The organism is Streptococcus porcinus (assembly GCF_900475415.1).
In the GTDB taxonomy this organism is placed as follows: domain Bacteria; phylum Bacillota; class Bacilli; order Lactobacillales; family Streptococcaceae; genus Streptococcus; species Streptococcus porcinus.
In genome coordinates, this window is the sequence record NZ_LS483388.1 from 1,165,287 (window position 1) to 1,184,772 (window position 19,486).

16 protein-coding genes are annotated in these 19,486 nt (G+C 36.2%); 1 reads left to right on the plus strand and 15 read right to left on the minus strand.

Features of this window, described 5'->3' with window-relative positions; all coding sequences use genetic code 11:
• Positions 1-59: 59 nt before the first annotated feature.
• Positions 60-1,802, minus strand: coding sequence for an ABC transporter ATP-binding protein (locus DQM45_RS05830; protein WP_003084481.1), 1,743 nt, complete (start codon positions 1,800-1,802; stop codon positions 60-62).
• Positions 1,789-3,525 (minus strand): ABC transporter ATP-binding protein, encoded by a 1,737-nt coding sequence (locus DQM45_RS05835; protein ID WP_003084788.1) that lies wholly within the window; start codon positions 3,523-3,525, stop codon positions 1,789-1,791. Before DQM45_RS05835 ends, DQM45_RS05830 begins: the two co-directional genes overlap by 14 nt.
• A 428-nt stretch (positions 3,526-3,953) precedes the next feature.
• Between DQM45_RS05835 and DQM45_RS05840 the strand changes: the two genes are divergently transcribed.
• Complete coding sequence (locus DQM45_RS05840; protein ID WP_003082695.1) at positions 3,954-6,008, plus strand: surface-anchored 5'-nucleotidase; 2,055 nt, start codon at positions 3,954-3,956, stop codon at positions 6,006-6,008.
• Positions 6,009-6,044: 36 nt separating this feature from the next.
• On the opposite strand, the gene DQM45_RS05845 is transcribed toward DQM45_RS05840, so the two are convergent.
• The 13 genes from DQM45_RS05845 to DQM45_RS05905 all read right to left on the minus strand — a co-directional run bounded on the left by DQM45_RS05845 (position 6,045) and on the right by DQM45_RS05905 (position 19,469).
• Positions 6,045-6,455 carry a peptide deformylase gene (locus DQM45_RS05845; protein WP_003085298.1) on the minus strand — a complete coding sequence of 137 codons (411 nt, stop codon included), beginning with the start codon at positions 6,453-6,455 and terminating at the stop codon, positions 6,045-6,047.
• A gap of 91 nt (positions 6,456-6,546) precedes the next feature.
• Positions 6,547-7,899: an NADP-specific glutamate dehydrogenase gene (gene gdhA / locus DQM45_RS05850; protein WP_003083113.1), complete on the minus strand. Its 1,353-nt coding sequence runs from the start codon at positions 7,897-7,899 to the stop codon at positions 6,547-6,549.
• A 248-nt stretch (positions 7,900-8,147) separates the two neighbouring features.
• Positions 8,148-10,019, minus strand: a complete 1,872-nt coding sequence (locus DQM45_RS05855; RefSeq protein ID WP_003083671.1) for an ABC transporter ATP-binding protein — start codon at positions 10,017-10,019, stop codon at positions 8,148-8,150.
• Positions 10,012-11,223: a CCA tRNA nucleotidyltransferase gene (locus DQM45_RS05860; RefSeq protein ID WP_003085402.1), complete on the minus strand. Its 1,212-nt coding sequence runs from the start codon at positions 11,221-11,223 to the stop codon at positions 10,012-10,014. Before DQM45_RS05860 ends, DQM45_RS05855 begins: the two co-directional genes overlap by 8 nt.
• 162 nt (positions 11,224-11,385) lie before the next feature.
• On the minus strand, positions 11,386-12,237 hold the full coding sequence (locus DQM45_RS05865) for a DegV family protein (RefSeq protein WP_003084220.1): 852 nt from the start codon (positions 12,235-12,237) through the stop codon (positions 11,386-11,388).
• Positions 12,237-12,617, minus strand: coding sequence for a DUF1149 family protein (locus DQM45_RS05870; RefSeq protein ID WP_003085914.1), 381 nt, complete (start codon positions 12,615-12,617; stop codon positions 12,237-12,239). The genes DQM45_RS05865 and DQM45_RS05870 overlap by 1 nt, the downstream gene beginning before the upstream one ends.
• 68 nt (positions 12,618-12,685) lie before the next feature.
• Positions 12,686-13,207: a hypothetical protein gene (locus tag DQM45_RS05875; protein ID WP_039984881.1), complete on the minus strand. Its 522-nt coding sequence runs from the start codon at positions 13,205-13,207 to the stop codon at positions 12,686-12,688.
• A 44-nt stretch (positions 13,208-13,251) separates the two neighbouring features.
• Entirely contained in the window at positions 13,252-13,977 is a 726-nt protein-coding gene (locus DQM45_RS05880) for a glycoside hydrolase family 73 protein (RefSeq protein WP_003084022.1), read from the minus strand.
• A 137-nt stretch (positions 13,978-14,114) separates the two neighbouring features.
• Positions 14,115-14,720, minus strand: coding sequence for a glycoside hydrolase family 73 protein (locus tag DQM45_RS05885; protein ID WP_003086064.1), 606 nt, complete (start codon positions 14,718-14,720; stop codon positions 14,115-14,117).
• Positions 14,721-14,808: 88 nt separating this feature from the next.
• Positions 14,809-16,761 carry a PTS fructose transporter subunit IIABC gene (locus DQM45_RS05890; RefSeq protein ID WP_003083492.1) on the minus strand — a complete coding sequence of 651 codons (1,953 nt, stop codon included), beginning with the start codon at positions 16,759-16,761 and terminating at the stop codon, positions 14,809-14,811.
• The gene (gene pfkB / locus DQM45_RS05895) at positions 16,758-17,669 is read right to left on the minus strand and encodes a 1-phosphofructokinase (RefSeq protein WP_003085693.1); all 912 of its coding nucleotides are present in this window, start codon (positions 17,667-17,669) and stop codon (positions 16,758-16,760) included. Before pfkB ends, DQM45_RS05890 begins: the two co-directional genes overlap by 4 nt.
• The gene (locus tag DQM45_RS05900; RefSeq protein WP_257846284.1) at positions 17,666-18,382 is read right to left on the minus strand and encodes a DeoR/GlpR family DNA-binding transcription regulator; all 717 of its coding nucleotides are present in this window, start codon (positions 18,380-18,382) and stop codon (positions 17,666-17,668) included. Before DQM45_RS05900 ends, pfkB begins: the two co-directional genes overlap by 4 nt.
• 163 nt (positions 18,383-18,545) lie before the next feature.
• Positions 18,546-19,469 (minus strand): 2-dehydropantoate 2-reductase, encoded by a 924-nt coding sequence (locus DQM45_RS05905; protein ID WP_003083322.1) that lies wholly within the window; start codon positions 19,467-19,469, stop codon positions 18,546-18,548.
• Between the last annotated feature and the right edge of the window lie 17 nt (positions 19,470-19,486).

Sequence of the window (19,486 nt, forward strand, 5' to 3'; positions counted from 1 at the left end):
AAACTAGAGCATAAAACGGACTAGCAGTCACATAACTAAAAAAGCTGAAGAAATCAGCTTTAGATTTTTTCTTGAATACGAAACATTTCAGCATAGCTACCATTTGCTTTTAATAAAGTGTGATGATTTCCTCTCTCAATAATCCGTCCTTGATCTAGAACTAAAATTTGATCAGCTGTCTGAATCGTTGAGAGACGATGAGCAATAACAAAGGTTGTTCTCCCCTTTTTTAAAACTTTCATAGCTGCCTGGATAACCTCTTCAGTCTCGGTATCAATATGTGATGTCGCTTCATCTAATATCAATATTTTCGGATTTGAGATAAGTGTTCTAGCAAAAGCGATTAATTGTCTCTCACCACTTGAATAGGAAGAGCCTCTTTCAGAAACTGGAGCATATATCCCTTTGTCCGATTTATTTAAGAGGTGCTCTGCCCCTACTTTAATGAGGGCTTGCTCTATCTGCTTTTCACTATAAGCTTGGTTTCCCATGCTCACGTTAGAGGCTATCGTTCCTGTAAAAAGATAAGGATCCTGCAAAACAATCCCCATATGGGAACGTAGACTTTCTCGAGAAAAATCCTTAATCGATTGATTGTCGATTCTGATATCCCCTTCTTGGGGGTCATAAAAGCGATAGAGCAAGTTCATGATAGATGATTTGCCAGAGCCAGTATGGCCAACCAAGGCGATCGTTTGACCATTTTTAGCTTCAATGGAAATATCTTTCAAAACTTTCTTGCCTTTATCATAATAAAAACTAACATGATCAAAAGTGACTTGTCCCTGACTGACCTTAATTCCTACTTTACTATCTTTCTCAGTCTTTTCATCTAAAAGTTCCAAAAGCCGTTTGCCTGTTGCGTGCGATCTTTGAATATTGGGAAGTTGCCGTACCACCATTCCTAGAATATCAAACAATCTAGTCAGATAATTAATATAAACAAAAATCATACCAACTGTCATTCTAGCTTGCCCTTTAAGAAAACGATAACCAATAAATGTTAAAATAGCAGCAATTATAGTGTACTTAAAAAACTCTGTTAAAGTCCACGAAGCAACTGAATCAGCAAAGATAATAGTATTGTCAGCCTTTCGCATTTTAGTAATCTCTTTATCAAATTCTTGTAAGGTCTGATCTTCTTGATGGTAAAGTTGAATGATAGACACACCATTCATTGTTTCATTGACTTGTGTATTAACAGCACTTCTAGCTTTATAAAAATCTTTCATTGGCTGATCTGTCAATCCTTTATAAAGAAGTTGAATACCATAAAAGACCGGTAAAATGAATAGTAAAAAAAGTCCTAAAGTAAGGTTTAGGTAGATTAAAATACCATAAATCACTAACACTTGTAAAAGGCAAATCATCAATTGCGATAAAAGATTATCAAAGAATTGATTACGAAGAGTTTCTGTGTCATTAACGATACGTGTTGCAATTTTCCCTGCTGGTTGATGATCAAAATAAGAAATAGGTAATGACTGCATTGTCTGAAAGGCCCGATTCCGCAAGTTTTCGACAATCTGATTAGAGGCTTTTACTAGAGCCTTAAAAGAAAAATAACGAAGGCCTGCTGTAGCAAGGACTAGTACAAGGTAGAGATAAATCAGATTAGTAAATGAATCTCTATTAAAGGCCTGCCCACGCGCTACTGGAGTCAAAAAACGATCAATCATTTTCTGCAGAAGCAAAGGAGCATATTGACCTGCCCCAGTTGCTATTAAGAGTAAGACAGACCCTGTCCAAAAAGGTTTTCTAGCCCATCTAATTTCAGCTATTAAGGTTTTAAAGACTGACATTCCCTACCCCCTTTCCTTCTTGTCTAATATATTGTTGATAATACCAACCACCCAGCTGGTAAAGATCATTTGGTTTTCCTTCCTCAATAATTTCTCCATCTTCTAAAACGATAACCCAATCAGCATGCTGGATTGCCGATAAACGATGGCTAACAATAATACTTGTTTTTCCTTGCCTTTCACGTTGAATGTTAGTAATGATAGCAGCCTCAGTTCTAGCATCAACCGCTGACAAAGAATCATCCAAAATCAGCAAATCAGGCTTCCCTAGAAAAGCTCTAGCTATAGCAATTCGCTGTTTCTGGCCACCAGAAATTGATAAGCCCCTTTCCCCAATCTCCGTTTCTAAGCCCTGCGATAGATGTGCTAAATCTTCACTAAAGGAAGCTGTTTCGATGGCTGCAAGAATATCTGATTCCTCTGCTCCGCTTTTCCCCATAGCAATATTTTGCCAAACAGTCTTTGAAAAGAGAATATGCTCTTGAGGCACGTAGCCAATGTGACTTTCCAATGATTTACGCTTATAGTCTAAAATATCATGACCATTTATTTCAAAAAGCCTGTCACCTTTTGGATACTGACGCAAAAATTGTCGGACTAAACTCGTTTTACCTGAACCTGTTTTTCCGATAATGCCCAAGGTTTGACCTTGATTAAGGACAAGATTAAGCTTTTTCAGAGTATCTTGATTACTTTCTGGATACCTAAAAGAATAGTCTTTCAACCTAATAGTCTCAATCTTGGCTAAGGATTGGCTCCCATCTTCCTCCATATCATCGCTAGTTTCAATCACTTGGCTAAGTTTTGAAAACGAAGCATTACCTGTCTGAAAAACGAGGATAAAATCAGCCACCATACTGAAGGGCTCAATGAGAGAGACTAGATAGAGTTGCAGGGCCAGTACTTGACCAAGAGTGATAAGACCTTTTTGTAAAAAAGAAAGACCAGTGATTAAAACAAGAATCGTACTAAGTGCGAGCATAATAGTAAAAACAGGAAAATATAGGCCACGAATCGATGCAATCCGATTCCATTTCTCAGCAATTGCTCTTGTTTTTCTCTCAAACTCTTTAGCTAAAAAAACTTTTTTACTATAAGCCCTCATAACACGAATGCCTTCTACGGTTTCTAGAACCTGATCACTTAAGTTTGAAATGGCTTCTCTGGCTTCTTCTACTAGTAATTCCTGTTTTTTCGTCATGAAGTAAGTCAAAAAAACACCAATGATAATCGGGAGCATACCAATTAAAGTCATCTGCCAAGAAATGAAAAACATTGTGGGAATAATAAAAGCAAACATACCTCCAGCATATAAGATAATCATCAAACCGTAACCGATAAAATCCATCAAAGCTTCAACATCTGTCGAAAACCGTGTCATCATATCTCCAGAACGGAATTTATCATAATAAGGTGTCCGCATCAAAACCAACTTTTTAAACGCTCTTTGCTGTAAATCACATTTGAAAGCTACTGCTTCTTGGAAGAGCTTGAGATGCCATAAGTATGCTGTGGCATATGACATAAAGGTAGCAATGATGAGAACGAGTATATGATTTTTTAAAGATGCTTGACTAAGTTGATGATGACTCATGTGATCAACTAAATTTTGAACAACCTTAGTAGGAATAATTAAACTGGCGTCATAGACCAATAAAGAAATGACAACTAGAAGATAAATAGCTTTTTTAGTTTTTATGTGTTCTAAAATTAAAGCTAACATTCCTTCCTCCTTCTCTTGAATAAATATCAATTTTTGCATACAAAAAGCCCGCAGTAAGTCATCCTTCCTACCACGGGCTTTACTATTAGGTACATAGCGACACTAAAGTAAGTTAACTTTGAAGGATAGAAAGGAGAATATCAAAAAAACTTGATTCATTTTAATAGTTAACATGTTTATTCTCCTTTCTTTTAATCTAACTATCATACTATCATAGATTAGCTTATATCGCAATAGATAAAAATAATAAAATCGAACATTTTTAATTATTTGTTTTAAATAATATGTTTTTTAAAGAATGTAAGCCTTTTATAAAAAATATACTTGTATTTCATTCACTTTTTATGCAATACTTCTTGTTTTGTGCATTAAAAGATAGTAAACTATTTATGAAACATCATTTTATTCTTTAGGAGATTGGAATTTTTATGAAAAAACATATTGTTTTAAAAAGCAGTGTTTTAAGTGTCCTTGCTGGTATGTCATTATTTGTTTCAGGTGTTAGCGCTGATCAAGTTGATGTTCAAATTTTAGGGGTCAATGACTTCCATGGTGCCATTGACCAAACTAGCACCGCTTATATGCCTGATGGTAAAATTTCAGGTGCTGGAACGGCTGCTCAACTTGATGCTTATATGGATAAAGCTCAAGCTGATTTTACCCAAACTAGTCCTAATGGAACTAGTTTTCGTGTTCAAGCTGGTGACATGGTTGGAGCTAGCCCAGCAAACTCAGGATTACTCCAAGACGAACCAACTGTTCAGATTTTTAATGAAATGAATGTTGAATATGGTACCCTTGGTAACCATGAATTCGATGAGGGCTTGGCTGAGTATAATCGTATTATGACTGGCACAGCTCCCACTCCTGATTCGACTATTAATCAAATTACAAAAGACTACCCGCATGTTCCTTCTAATCAAACGATTGTTATTTCAAATGTTGTTGATAAAAAGACTGGGGAGATTCCATATAATTGGAAACCTTATGCTATTAAATCCATTCCTATTAACAATACTTCCGTCAAAGTCGGTATAATTGGTGTCGTTACTACTGAAATACCCGATTTAGTCCTTAAACAGAATTACGAACAGTATGATTTTTTAGACGAAGCTGAAACTATCGCTAAGTATGCTAAAGAATTAAGAGCCCAGAACGTTAATGCTATTATGATTTTAGCTCACATCCCTGCAACTACAGGAAAAGATGGTCTGGTTGGTGATCAAATGGCTACCATTATCAATAAAGTTAACCAAATCTATCCTGATAACAGTATTGATATAGTCTTTACTGGACATAACCACGTGTATGCAAACGGAACAATTGGTAATACTCGGATTGTTCAAGCCCTTGCTCAAGGAAAGGCCTATGCCGATGTCCGTGGTACTTTGGATACTGATACCCAAGATTTCATCACAGTACCTACTGGACAAGTTGTCGCTGTTGCTCCGGGTATTTTAACAGGAACACCTGAAATTCAAGCAATTGTGAATAATGCCAATACTATAGTGGCTCGTGTAACTGAAACAAAAATTGGAACAGCTATAACAAATGCCAATATTTCAAGAGAGGTTAATAACGATAAAGAATCCGCTCTAGGTAACCTAATTACAAAAGCTCAATTAGCTATTGCCAAGCAATCATTCCCTGAGGTAGATTTCGCCATTACAAACAATGGTGGTGTACGTGCTGACTTAGTAGTTAATAGTGATCAATCAATCACTTGGGGCGCAGCTCAAGCTGTCCAACCCTTTGGAAATATCCTTCAAGTTGTTGAATTAACAGGACAAGAAATTTATGATGTCTTGAATGAACAGTATGATGAGGGAGAAAAATACTTCCTTCAAATATCTGGTCTCAGGTACATCTATACTGATAGTGGCTCTGCTGATCCCTTAAATCCTTACAAAGTTGTAAAAGCCTATAAGACCAACGGTGAAGAAATTGATCCGAACGCAACCTACAAAGTGGTTATCAACGACTTCTTATATGGTGGAGGAGATGGTTTTAAAACATTTAAAAAAGGGAGATTGTTAGGAGCAATCAACCCTGACACCGAAGTATTCATTAAATATATTAAAGATCTAGAAGCTAGCAATCAAAAAGTTTCTGCCACTATCTCTGGAGTTAAAACCTATGCTACAGTTACTCTTGAAACATCTAAAAGGAAAGACTCATCGGGTATACATGATTTAGTCAATCGCGTTTATCGTAATCGTGAGGGAAAAATCATTCAAACGGAGTTAGTTTCAGACCTATTCACACCAACTAAGGCTACTGAAACAGAAACTACAAAAGTAAGAAGCCTAGCAACTAATAGTTACTCCTTAATGTATGCTAAGTCTGAAAATCATATTCAAAATACTGATGTTAAGAAAAAATTACCTATAACTGGAAGTAAGGAGCAAGGCTCTCTCCTACTATCACTAGCAGGAATTGCTACTCTTTTCGCGACTAGCTTAGCTAAGAAAAAAGAACACTAATAAAAAGGACATACCTTAAGTTAAAGGTATGTCCTTTTAGATTAAAATCCCGTCTAGATGATCTAACTCATGTTGGCAAATTTGGGCCGCTAAACCATTTAAGCTTAAACTTTTCTTTCTCCAATTAAGGTCAAGATACTCCACTGTAATTTTTTGGTAGCGTTTTGTTTTCTGGTTTCCAGAAAGCGAGAGGCAAGATTCTTCAGTGATATATGAGTCGGATTTTTTCACCAACTTTGGATTAAACATAACTAAGTCAACAAACCCCATTGAAATGATAATAATACGCTTAGACTCTCCAATCATATTAGCCGCCAAGCCCAAGCAATTCTCTCTATGAAAAGCTAAAGTGTCTTGTAAGTCCTTACCTATGGGCAAATCCTCTTTTGTGGCTTGTTTTGAAACTTGTTGTAAAAAGAAAGGATCTTTCACAATTCGACGAATCATTTTACATCTCCCTATGCGATGAATTCTCTATATTATAGATTATATCAAAATCCTAGTAGGAAAAATAGTTATTTCCCAATCCATTCAACCATTAAACAAGCCCTTGAGCCGACATAGCTTCTGCAACCTTTAGAAAACCTGCGATATTAGCACCTGCAACTAGATTCTCAGAAAGGTTAAATTCATCAGCAGCATGAGTTGCATTATCATAGATATCTTTCATAATATCAAAGAGTTTTGCATCAACTTCTTCAAAAGTCCAAGCAATTCGTCCACTATTTTGAGCCATTTCTAAAGCAGATACCGCTACTCCACCAGCGTTGGCTGCTTTGGCAGGTCCAAATAAAACGCCAGCGTCTTGAAATAAGGCAATAGCCTTTAAAGTAGATGGCATGTTAGCACCTTCGACAACAGCAAGGATACCATTATCAACCAACATTTGAGCATCTTTAGCATTCAACTCATTTTGAGTAGCACACGGAAAAGCAAGATCAGCCTTTAAAGACCAAATTGATGGCCCACTACCAACTGCTGTAAAGATAGCATGAGGATGCGACTCGATATAACTTTTGATACGTCCACGATTAACTTCTTTAATTTGTTTTAAACTATCTAAATCAATACCGTTTTCATCGTAAACATAACCTGACGAATCTGAAACGGCAATAACACTTGCACCCAGTTCTTGTAATTTTTCAGTCGCATAGATAGCCACATTACCTGATCCAGAGACAATGGCTTTTTTTCCTTTAAGTTCTTGGCCTTTTGAAGCTAACATGTGTTGTGCAAAATAAACAACCCCATATCCCGTCGCTTCTTTGCGTGCTAAGGATCCCCCAAATGATAATCCTTTACCAGTCAGAACACCATTTTGATAACCATTTAAACGCTTATATTGTCCAAAAAGATAACCTATTTCACGACTACCAACTCCGATATCGCCAGCAGGAACATCTAAGTCTGGACCAATATGTTTTTGTAATTCAGTCATAAAGCTTTGGGTAAAGCGCATAATCTCCATATCTGATTTGCCTTTAGGATCAAAATTTGATCCCCCTTTACCACCACCTATGGGTTGTCCAGTCAGTGAATTTTTAAAAATTTGTTCAAATCCTAAAAATTTAACAATAGACTGATTAACTGAAGGATGAAAGCGTAACCCACCCTTGTAGGGACCTATTGCGGAAGAAAACTGCACACGATAGCCTCTGTTAACATGAACATTCCCTTGGTCATCCATCCATGGAACTCTAAAGGAGATAACACGTTCTGGTTCAACTAATCGTTCCAAGAGATTTTCTTCAATATAATTAGGATATTTATCAAAAACTGGTACTAAGGAGTCAAAAACTTCTTCAACAGCCTGTAAAAATTCAGTCTCATGTGCATTTGTAGCTTTTACTTTCTTAAAAACACGATCAACATATTCTTTTCCTGATATCATAATTTGTCCTTTCGCTTTGCAATTGTTTATAAGGTAGTAAATATTATAAATTTTCTGAATTTTTCTGTCAAGTTTTTGCTATAAAAATGAAATAGTTCCTAACAAACAATAGCTCCGTCAAAAGAAAAGAAGTGCCTAAAAGGGGCACTTCTTTTCTCACGCTATTTGTAAATAACCTTCCATCACAAAGAGTTAAAGTCAAAATTTTATCTGATTGGTGACTGATTTAATTAAAACTTATGATTAGACTAGTTCTCCAATTCGCTCAAGTAATCATAGCGTTCATATTTTTCTAAGAGTTCTTGATTCAATTGATCTAGTTCCTTTTGGTAATCCGATAATTTGCCATAATCAGAACCTACTGTTAACATGTCACTTTCAATACTCGCAATTTTTTTCTCTATTTGGGTAATATCATCTTCAATAGTAGCCCACTCTTGCTTTTCCTTGTATGACATACGTTTCTTATCTGCTAACTCTTTGGCTATCATTTTAGGCGGTTTCTTAGCTTTTAAAAGTATTTTTTCATTTTGAAAAGCTTTCTCATCTAGATAGTCACTATAATTTCCATAAAAGACCTGAATTTCCCCGTTTTCAAAAGAAAGAATCTTAGTAGCCACTTTATCTAAGAAATAGCGATCATGACTAACAGTAATAACTGGACCAGCAAAATGATTTAAAAATTGTTCTAAAACAGTCAAAGTTGCAATATCTAAATCATTTGTCGGTTCATCTAACAGAAGAACATTTGGTTTTTCAATCAATATTTTCAAAAGATAAAGACGCTTTTTCTCTCCACCTGATAATTTACCGATAATACTACCATGTGTTGATCTAGGAAAAAGAAACTGCTCTAAGAGTTCGCTAATGCTGGTCGTACCAACACTTGTCTTTACCTCATCAGCAACCTCTTGCAAATAAGTTATGAGACGTTTACTCTCATCCATCCCTTGAATCTGCTGTGAAAAATAGCCAATACGGACAGTTTCTCCAATATCTACTTTGCCAGAATGAGCCTTGAGGTCTCCATTAATAAGATGGAGTAGTGTCGTTTTACCAACACCATTATCGCCTACAATCCCTATACGATCTTTGTTCTGAATAATTAAACTAAAATCATTAATCAAAGAGAAATCCTTATCATAACCAAATGAAACATTTTCAAAGTGAATGACTTTTTTCCCAATCCGACTGGTTTCAAAAGCCATTTCCAATGATTCATTTGATACCGAATTCGACACATCCTCTTTCAATTCATTGAAGCGATTAATACGAGCTTGTTGTTTAGTAGCACGAGCTTGTGGTTGCGTCCGCATCCACGATAGCTCTTGTTTATACAACTGTTTTTTCTTATGTAAGTTAGCGGCATCGCGTTCATCTTGTTCAGCTTTAAGGCGGACATAGTCTTGATAATTACCTTGGTATTCTTGTAAATTTGCATTATCTAATTCGAAAATTCGTGTAGCCAAATGATCTAGAAAATAGCGATCGTGAGTGATAAACAGCACCGTTTTTTTCGACGATTTAAGATAATTGGTTAACCAAGCAATAGTATCTATATCCAAATGGTTAGTTGGCTCATCTAATAATAAGAGATCTGCTGCTCCTAGCAGTACTTGAGCCAATTGAACACGACGTTTCATCCCTCCTGATAATTGACCAACTTTTTGCTCTAAATCTGAAATCCCCAACTTAGAGAGAACCGTTTTAACTTCACTTTCAATGGACCAGGCATCAAGTCGGTCCATCTCAGCCATAACTTTCTCTAATTCTTTATGATTAGCTTCTGAATAGTTTGACATCAGACGTTCATACTGTCCTATCAAGACCATTTCAGGCAAATCTGTCGATAAAACTGTCTCTAAAACACTATCATTAGCCTTAAATTCAGGATCCTGAGTCAAGTAGGCAATTTTATAATCGTTAGGTTTTAAGAAAGGAGATAAATCACCATCGTAACCAATTTTTTCAGCGATAAGATCCAGTAAAGTTGTTTTACCTGTTCCATTAACACCAATAATTCCAATTCGATCATAATCATGTATGAGAAAAGAAATATCACGAAAAACAGTTTTATCTCCGACTGTTTTGCTTAATTTTTCAACTAAAAAATCACTCATTCCTTAACTCCTCAATAATATAATCACGAATAGCCGGGAGATCATTGATCAACTGCCCACGAACAATTGCTTCTTCAATATGATTAAGAGTTTTACCTAGTTCCGGTCCAGCGGACATTCCTAATTCCTGCATTAGATAGCGACCGTTGACCACTATTTCACGCTTATCATGAATCGCTAATGCTTCATCTAAATCTTGAATCCTAGAGAAATTTACCTCTAAAGCCTGGGCTTGACGAAGCTCTTCACAAAGAATGGCGATCTCCTTGCCGTAGCTGTACAAAGACCACTTATCTAGCTCTTGCTTTTGACGAAGCCGATATAGGCTGATAATATGATCTACCTTCTTTTGAAACTCATTTGATGTTTTCCATTTTTTGAGAAAAGCTTTGCTATTAGAAATATCTAGACTTATAATCAGGCTTGCCCAAGCTTGAGCACTCTCAGTGAAGTTAAAAGTCGCTTGTAAATTGGTCATCATCTTTTGTAGGTTAGTCTTTTGACCTGCTAGGTCTGGTAAAAATTGGTAAGCTTGCGCATTAACTAATAATTCCAACCCACATCGCCAATGATTGGACATCAGCAGCTTATCAAACTCAATGAAGATTCTTTCAACAGAAATTTTCGTTAATAAGTGAGCTTGTTCAGTCATCGCACAAAAAGTCGTCTCTTCAACAGTAAAATCCAAAGTTGCCGCAAAGCGGAATCCCCGCATGATTCGAAGAGCATCTTCTTCAAAACGATCTTGGGCTTTTCCAACCGCTCGTAAGCGCCTAGCTTTTAAATCATCAAGCCCATTAAATTTATCAATAATGTCACCATCTTCATCCAAAGCTAAAGCATTAACTGTAAAATCTCGACGCTTCAGATCTTCTTCCAAAGATCGGACAAAGGAAACCTGACTAGGTCTACGGTAATCAACATAGACATCTTCTGTTCGAAAAGTGGTAATTTCATATTCACCACCTCCCTCCAAAACAAGAACGGTTCCGTGCTCAATACCTAAGTCTACAGTTCTTGTGAAAATAGCCTTAGTCTCCTCTGGATATGAGCTAGTAGCTATATCCACATCGTGAATTGGACGATTTAAAAGGACATCTCGTACACTACCGCCAACAAAATAAGCCTCATAGCCCGCTTCTTTAATTTTCTTTAATATTGGTAAAGCCTTCTGAAATTCAGAAGGCAATGTTATTAATTTCATAATAATTTCTCTAATCCATAATTCAGTCACTTATAGCTAATAACTGAATTGATTCCTAGCGTTACACCTTGTTGAGTAAGATAAGAAGACATTTGAATAATTTTAGCTACTTGATAGCCTATAGGCGGTCATAAAGACCTCCGTCTCCATAAATATAAGCTCTTATTTAATAATTGGTGAATAGCCAATTGCTACTGCATTTGTTCCTAGGTGTGCTCCAACTACTGAGCTGAAGTCTGCTTCATAGAAGTTATCTGGCAAACCACTCTCAATTAACATGCTCTTTAAAGTGATAGCTTTTTCTTGGCCATTAGCATTTATGATAGAAAACTCAAATTCACCCTCTTTAGCGGTTTCATTTAACAACTCCACCAAACGCTTCATAGCTTTCTTTTCTGTCCTAATCTTTTCAAAGACAACTATCTTACCCTCGTCGTTAAAACGAAGTATTGGTTTAATACTTAATAGGCTACCTAATAAAGCGGAGCCATTGGATAAACGTCCACCTTTAACTAAGTGATTAAGGTCATCAACCAAAATATAGGCAGAAGTACCTTCAATTTTAGCATATAATTTCTTAAGGATAGTGTCAAAATCGTCACCCTTTTGACACCAACTTAAGATAGCTGAAATCATATTTCCTGTTGGTACCGATGCGATTTTACTATCTGGGAAAGCCACTGTCAAATCAGGGTGCTCTTCAACTAAGAACTGAATATTTTGCCAAAATCCTGAGATACCCCCAGCAAGGAACAAACCAATGACATGCGTATAACCTGTTACGGATAAGTCTGTTAACAGTTCATCTAATTCTGTCAATGAAGGTTGACTAGTTTTAGGTAATTCTGAACTATTAGCCATTTTTTGATAAAACTCATCTAAGCTAAGATTTAAGCCTTCATAATAGGTTTCATTATCAAAAATAACTGGAATGTTCAAGACATATATGTCTTTATGATTTTTCACTTCTTCTGGTATGGCTGTCGTATTATCTGTAACAATTGCTAATTTCATTAACTCTTAAACTCCAAATTAATTCCCGGTCTATCTAAAGCGATCTCCGTGACTTCATAGGTCAAGCGTTGAACCATATCTAACAATGGTTCAGCAAGATACTCAACTTCATCTTGTTTGAATTCGCTTGGCTGATTAATCAAACGGTCAACAATACGTACCATTTGAGAGATAACACCCCCAATAACAAATTCATCTTTTACAATCAAAAATTGTAAAACTGAAACAATTACCGTTTCATTTTTGTCTTCATCCTTATCAAGTAATTGAAAGGTTACTTCAAAATTAGTTTCGGGAGTTCCATTTTCCTTCTCCCATTCCAAATTTCTTGCATCATAATGATACTGATTAACAAATTCTTTTTCTCTAATGACTTGCATTTTCTGTTCTCCTTGATAACAATATGACTCATTATAGCATAGTTTCTCAGAATATTAAAGTAGGCTCATTAGTACTTTTTCTGCGGATGTCGGTCAATAATTTCAGGATGAGCCAGTAACGTTTTCTTACCTTTTTCTAATAAACTATAAGACCTCAGTGAAAACTTTCGCCCAAGACTCTCCTCATCATACGCTTGTGCAATAGCCTTCTCTAAGTCTGAGCGTTTCATTTTAGACAACCCTTTAAGGTTTTTTTCTTTTAGAAATTCCTTTAATTGTAAAGCTGATATGTGCTTTAAGGAATCAAAAGCTGAATCAATAACAACATAATCATGAGCAATGAGCCATGCTAATTCCTTATCAGCATCAATCCCATAGGTTGTGTAGAAATATTTATGATGTGGGTTTTCTGTTGTATAAGTGCCAAAGCTAATACGCCAAAGCATAACAATATGACCTGGTAACAGACCTTCTTCTGTTCTTATCATATTTCGCTTTGGAATTGGTTTTTGAATTAAATCTAATTCATATTTGGGATTAATATAAGGTTTTTCAGGATGATTTTCGTATGTCTCATTTATTGTTTTCATAAGCATATTATATCAAAAAATCACCCTAGAAGGGTGATTTTTATTTATCGGTTATACTTTAACGCTGCCCACGCTTGATCAATTCTTAATGTTTCCGAATCAGTATAAGAACCTCTAAAATGATTCCAAACAAGGTTGTTTGTGTCAACCGTTGCAGTCGGTGTCGCCTGAGAGCTAGGAGCTTGTGCAACCACATCATAAGCAGTTAAACCGTAAGTTTGGATAATACTATTGAGCTTGGCATTATAAGATGTATCCGTTGCATATAAACCTGTCAGTGCTGCAGTTGCATCCTGATAAGACAGGGTATTTGAGCGACGCGCACCTGAATATAGAGGTGAACTTAATAAATTAGCGTAATCGTTTAAAGAATCAGCAATGCTTGGATAAGCCCTGAAAGGTTGATCAATTTCGTAGGGGTTCCCTTTGCCATCATCTTCCCAAGTCTTCATTGTTACAGAGCCACCATTGTAAGCACCTTTAATACCAAAAAAGTTATAGTATGGTGCCTGACTGAGGCCTGATTGTCCATTACTTGACTCTAAAATGGCTTGAGCTATCATAACAGAGGCATATAGATCTCTTTCACTAGCTATTTGACTAGCAGTACCAGCAATTTCGTTGATAAAAGCTTGTGTTGGCCCAACTGCAAAACTGTCAGCCTCTACTTTTTTTTCTTTATGTGAAGATTGTACTGCTACAAATGCGGTTACTACTGCTACTAATGCAAAAATCGCCAGTAATAACTTTTTACCTTTCAACTTAGTCATTGCTTCTTTTAATCCTTTTCTATTTCTTGAGTCAAATAATATTATAACACACTAATTTAGTATTTAACTACAATAATGTAATATTTAAATTACCTGATATAAAATTGTAGTCATATTGAAATATTTAACCCTATTATTTAAAATGGGTAATCAAACAAGGTTAACTGATAAGTTGAAATAATTTGATTCAGTTTTTGGTTATAAGTAGTATCTGTTGCATAATGACCAGTGAGAACCTGAGTTGCTTCCTCATAATTTTGTGCCCGACTTTTATGTGTTTTTAGATAAAGAGGATCTGATAAAACCTGGGCATAGTCCTTAAAACCATTTGTTCTCGTTCCATAGTGACGAAATTTAGCATCTATCTTATAGAGGTTCCCTTTGCCATCATCCTCGTTTGTAGGTAAAATAATCGCTTTTCCCTTATAAGATCCTTTAATTCCGAAAAAGTTATAATAGGGCTTTTGACTTAGTTGTGACTGACCATTATTAGATTCCAATATGGCTTGAGCTAACATTACTGAGGTGTATAAATCATTTTTTTGAGCCACAAACTGAGCTGACTTTGCAGCGGTTGACAAAAATAAAATCGTTTGGTTTCCTGCTAGTTTTTTAATACTTTCTCTTTGTGATTGTATGGTAAAAAAGCTGATAATAAAACAGGTCAAAATTAAAAATGAAATACTTACTTGAAAATTTTGTTTCTTAAATTTTGGTTTCCGTCGATAATTCTTTTTAGGCATAACTCTATTTTCCTTATTGTAGTTCTTTAAGTATAACAAAAAACTAGAACCTTAGCAGATTCTAGTTGTACTTAGACAAATATCTTAATTAAAGTTTTTTACGAAGGGCACCAAATAATATACCTGATACTAGGGCACCAATAGCCACAAACACAAGATAAAGAATCGGGTTACTTGTTAAAGCAACTACAAAGATTCCGCCATGAGGAGCCATCAATTTGATTCCTGCTAACCCAACAAGAGCTCCTGTTAGAGCAGATCCTGCAATGAAACTTGGAATTGCACGCGCTGGGTCTGCTGCACCAAATGGAATTGCTCCTTCAGTAATAAAAGATAACCCCATTACAATATTTGTGAGTCCTGACTCACGCTCTTCTTTTGTAAATTTATCTTTAAATAACAATGTCGCTACAAATACCGCTAATGGAGGAACCATTCCTCCTGCCATTACAGCAGCCATTACAACTGATCCACCATTTGCCACGGTCGCTGCTAAGGTTCCTGTACCAAAAACATAAGCCGCCTTATTAACTGGTCCCCCCATATCTACAGCCATCATACCGCCAACTAGTAAGCCCATTAAGACTGCTGAACTACCTGATAATCCTTGTAAAAAATCATTTAAAGCTGTATTGATAGCTGCCATTGGGATGTTTACCAAAAGCATTAAGAAACCAGTGATTAATACTCCAAGTAGAGGGTAAAGTAAGATTGATTTAATCCCTTCAAGTGATCGTGGCAAGCCAGATAGCAACTTCCGAAGAACTAAAATAACACCACCTGCTAAGAAACCACCTACCAAAGCTCCTAAGAAACCAGAAGGAACGCCTGCCAAGGCTAGAGATTTTTCACCACCTGCAGCAAAAGCAACTTTACCAAAGGCTAAACCATTTGAGGCAATCGCGCCCGCTACAAAACCAGCAACTAAACCAGGTTTTTCAGCAATTGAATAAGCTATGTAGCCCGCTAAAACTGGCAACATGAATGAAAAGGCTGCCCCACCGATATTTTTAAAGATAGCCGCTATTTCATGATAAGAACCCAAATTCCCCAACTGATCTTTTGGTACCCCTAAAAGATTATCTAGCAAGAAGGCAATCGCAATCATGATCCCTCCACCAATAACGAATGGTAGCATTTGCGAGACCCCACCCATAAGGTGTTTGTAAAAAGCTCCGCCAAAGCTTGTCTTTTCTTCAGAAGCTCTAACTTCTTTACTATCATTCTTAGCTTGGTAGACCTTTGCTTGATTTTTTAAAATGATTGAAATAAGCTCTTCACTTTTTTTAATACCATCAGCAACTGGACGTAATACTAGAGGTTTTCCATCAAAACGGTCCATCTCAACAGCTTTATCGGCAGCCACAATAACGCCTTTTGCTTTTTTAATATCTTCTGCAGTTAATCGATTAGCAACACCAGAGGCACCATTGGTTTCAACTTTAATAGTCACACCCATTTGGGTAGCCTGTTTTTTTAGAGCTTCTTCAGCCATATAGGTATGTGCGATACCAGTGGTACAAGCTGTAACAGCGACAATAAAATCTGAGTTTGAAGTTTTTGCTACAGGTGATATCTCTACCTGTTCCTTTTCAGAAGCATCAAACAAGGCAATGACATCTTCTGGACTTTCCACAGCCCTTAATTGATCAGCAAAACCATCCTTCAAAAGATATTGAGATAGCTGTGCTAACGCTGCAAGATGGGTATCATTTGCACCATCAGGTGCAGCAATCATGAAGAATAAATCTGTTGCCTGACCATCAAGCGACTCATAGTCTAAACCAGTAGATGATTTAGCAAATAAAACACTCGCTTCACGTACCGCGTTATTTTTACTGTGTGGCATTGCGATACCATCACCTAAACCAGTAGATGTTTGTGCTTCACGTGCCATAATACCAGACTTAAACGTATCAAAGTCTGAAACCACATTTTTTGCAACTAAACGTGAAATCATCTCATCAATAGCACTTTCTTTGCTATTAGCTTTTAGATCTAAAATCATTAAGTCTTTTTTCAATAAATCTTGTATCTTCATCTTTTTTCTACCTCAACTTTTTGATAAGTTTCTTCTATAAAATCAATTGTTGCTAAATCATCTGAGAAAGCTGTAGCTGTTCCACAAGCAACTCCCCACTTCAAGGCATCAATCGGATCTTTTGTTGTTACAAATTTTCCTGTAAATCCAGCTACCATTGAATCACCTGCACCTACAGAATTCTTAACGGTTCCTTTAATTGGTTTGGCAAAATAAGATGCTTCCTGCGTTACCAATAAAGCTCCATCACCAGCCATTGATACAATAACATTTTGAGCACCTCTATCAATAAGCTTACGAGCGTAAACTTCAACGTCGCCAAGGCCCTTTAAAGTAGTCTCAAAAATAGCTTCAAGTTCATGATTATTGGGCTTAACAAGTAAAGGATGATAAGCAAGAGCATCTAATAATGTCTGTCCTTCAAAGTCACAAACAATCTGTGCACCAGCTGACCTTACAATTGGGATAAGCTCGTCATAAATAGTATTGCCTAGATTAGCAGGTGCTGATCCAGCAAAGACTACCGTATCATTTTCAGAAAGTTTGGACAAAGCCTCTTTCATAGCTAGGAGCTCACAGTCACTGATTTCAGGACCACCTCCATTAATCTCTGTCTCAAGGTCAGATTTAATTTTGACATTAATCCGTGTATCTTCCTTGACTGAAATAAAGTTGGTTGTAATCTGTTCTGACTTTAAACTCTCTTCAATAAATTGACCAGTAAAACCACCTATAAAACCAGTGGCAATATTATCAATACCTAGTCTTTGTAAGATGCGGCTAACATTTATTCCTTTACCTCCTGCAAATTTATCGTCACTGGCCATACGATTGACTGAACCTGTTTCCAAATGGTCAATCCTGACGATAAAGTCAATCGAAGGGTTTAGGGTTACTGTATAAATCATACTTCAATCACCTTTGTTTTTTCTTTTATTTTTGCTAACAGAATGCTTTTTGATACTTCAGTTATTAAACAAGCATCTTCAATAGGAGCTACTTTAACGAAGGACACATATCCTATCTTTGAAGAATCAGCTAGAACATAAGACATTTTCGCATTAGAAATGATAGTTCTTTTAATTACCGCTTCTTCCATATCAGGAGTGGTCATATAAAAGTTATCAAGTCCATTCATGCCCAAAAAAGCTTTATCAAAGTTCATTTGTTGTATTTGTTCTAGAGCCACATTTCCAATACTAGCATCCGTTGTCTGTTTTACAAAACCACCTATAATGATAGTTTTAATATTCCTATCCACTAGCTTAGCAGCGTGATGAATTGAATTGGTAACAACGGTCAAATTTTTTTGGCAGAGTTGAGGAATCAAAAACTCTGTTGTTGTACCTGCATCAATGAAAATGACATCATTATCAAGGACAAATTCAGAAGCTTTTTTAGCTAATTTCTGTTTATTTTGACTGTTTTTGATAGATTTTTCTAAATTAGATAGTTCCTCCTGAAGCGACGGAAATAATTCAGCACCTCCGTGAACTCGATGAAGCTTTCCTTCTGCTTCAAGCTCGTCTAAATCGCGTCTGACAGTTGATTCTGAAGAATCCAATTCTTGCATTAAATCTTCTAAAGCGACAAAACTATCTATCAGAATGCGTTCCATAATCTTCTGTTTCCGTTTGGATTTTAGAATAAGACCACCACTTTCTGTAATCGGTTACATATAAATTATACCTCATTTATTGTCAAAGTCAAGCATAATCTATCAAATTCTTTCAGAATGCTATCAAAAAACAAGACCAGCTTAAAACTGGTCTTGTTAAAAATTCCTATTTAATCTTTAAGATCTCTTCTTTAGCATGTACAAGTTGTGTGATTAAACGACAGTATGGCGTATCAATCCCCAATTTTTCCCCTTTGGTATTTACTGCACCATTGATAAAATCAATTTCAGTTAAACGATGGTTTTGAACTAAGTCTTGATGCATTGATGGGTAATGATGCGCAGCCTTCACAGAAGTATCCATGACATATTTAGTAATTTCTTCTTTATTTAGGCTAACACCTTCTGCTTCCCCCACAGTCACAAATTCATGGATAATTTCATGAACCATTTTTAGACCATCTTCACTAGCAAATAATTCACCAATAGTACAATCTAATAAGGCACAAGTAGAGTTCATTGTCCCATTGACACATGCCTTGCGCCAAATATTTGGAAGAACATTTTCATCATAGGTTGCATATAATTTTGCTTCTGTTAACATATCTGCAACTTGACGGCCTGCTTCTTGATTTTCAGGATCCATACTTTGCAAGTTTAAGGCACCTACACCTTGTAAATGAGCATGTCCTGGACCTTCAAGTCCTGCTGTCCATACAGTAACACCCATTAAGATGTTATGAACTGGAATATACTGACGAATAACATCTTCATGACCAAGCCCATTTAATAAGCAAAGTACTTTCGTTTCTTTACCAATAATACCTTTAATATCTTGTAACATTTGAGGCAACTGCATCGCCTTAGTAAAAAGAATAATAAGGTCTGCTTCTTGTGTTGCCTCGGTCGGTTTCATAATAGGAAGCTTAACTGTTTCTTCCACATCACCTGATATTTTCAAGCCATTTTCTTTAATGGCATTAATATGATCTTCCCAATTGTCTAAAAGGATAACATCATTTTTTGTTTTAGAAATTTGGTAACCAAAACGGCAACCCATAGCTCCTGAACCAGCAATATAAACTAACATTGTAATCTCCTTTATCT

Bases quoted from the DNA above. Each gene is read 5' to 3' on its own strand.
- DQM45_RS05880 (WP_003084022.1), bottom strand. From the start codon at position 13,977: ATGACTAAGTTGAAAGGTAAAAAGTTATTACTGGCGATTTTTGCATTA.
- DQM45_RS05845 (WP_003085298.1), bottom strand. From the start codon at position 6,455: ATGATTCGTCGAATTGTGAAAGATCCTTTCTTTTTACAACAAGTTTCA.
- DQM45_RS05870 (WP_003085914.1), bottom strand. From the start codon at position 12,617: ATGCAAGTCATTAGAGAAAAAGAATTTGTTAATCAGTATCATTATGAT.
- DQM45_RS05905 (WP_003083322.1), bottom strand. From the start codon at position 19,469: ATGTTAGTTTATATTGCTGGTTCAGGAGCTATGGGTTGCCGTTTTGGT.
- DQM45_RS05835 (WP_003084788.1), bottom strand. From the start codon at position 3,525: ATGTTAGCTTTAATTTTAGAACACATAAAAACTAAAAAAGCTATTTAT.
- DQM45_RS05885 (WP_003086064.1), bottom strand. From the start codon at position 14,720: ATGCCTAAAAAGAATTATCGACGGAAACCAAAATTTAAGAAACAAAAT.
- DQM45_RS05855 (WP_003083671.1), bottom strand. From the start codon at position 10,019: ATGAGTGATTTTTTAGTTGAAAAATTAAGCAAAACAGTCGGAGATAAA.
- DQM45_RS05890 (WP_003083492.1), bottom strand. From the start codon at position 16,761: ATGAAGATACAAGATTTATTGAAAAAAGACTTAATGATTTTAGATCTA.
- DQM45_RS05840 (WP_003082695.1), top strand. From the start codon at position 3,954: ATGAAAAAACATATTGTTTTAAAAAGCAGTGTTTTAAGTGTCCTTGCT.
- DQM45_RS05830 (WP_003084481.1), bottom strand. From the start codon at position 1,802: ATGTCAGTCTTTAAAACCTTAATAGCTGAAATTAGATGGGCTAGAAAA.
- DQM45_RS05865 (WP_003084220.1), bottom strand. From the start codon at position 12,237: ATGAAATTAGCAATTGTTACAGATAATACGACAGCCATACCAGAAGAA.
- DQM45_RS05860 (WP_003085402.1), bottom strand. From the start codon at position 11,223: ATGAAATTAATAACATTGCCTTCTGAATTTCAGAAGGCTTTACCAATA.
- pfkB (WP_003085693.1), bottom strand. From the start codon at position 17,669: ATGATTTATACAGTAACCCTAAACCCTTCGATTGACTTTATCGTCAGG.
- gdhA (WP_003083113.1), bottom strand. From the start codon at position 7,899: ATGATATCAGGAAAAGAATATGTTGATCGTGTTTTTAAGAAAGTAAAA.
- DQM45_RS05875 (WP_039984881.1), bottom strand. From the start codon at position 13,207: ATGAAAACAATAAATGAGACATACGAAAATCATCCTGAAAAACCTTAT.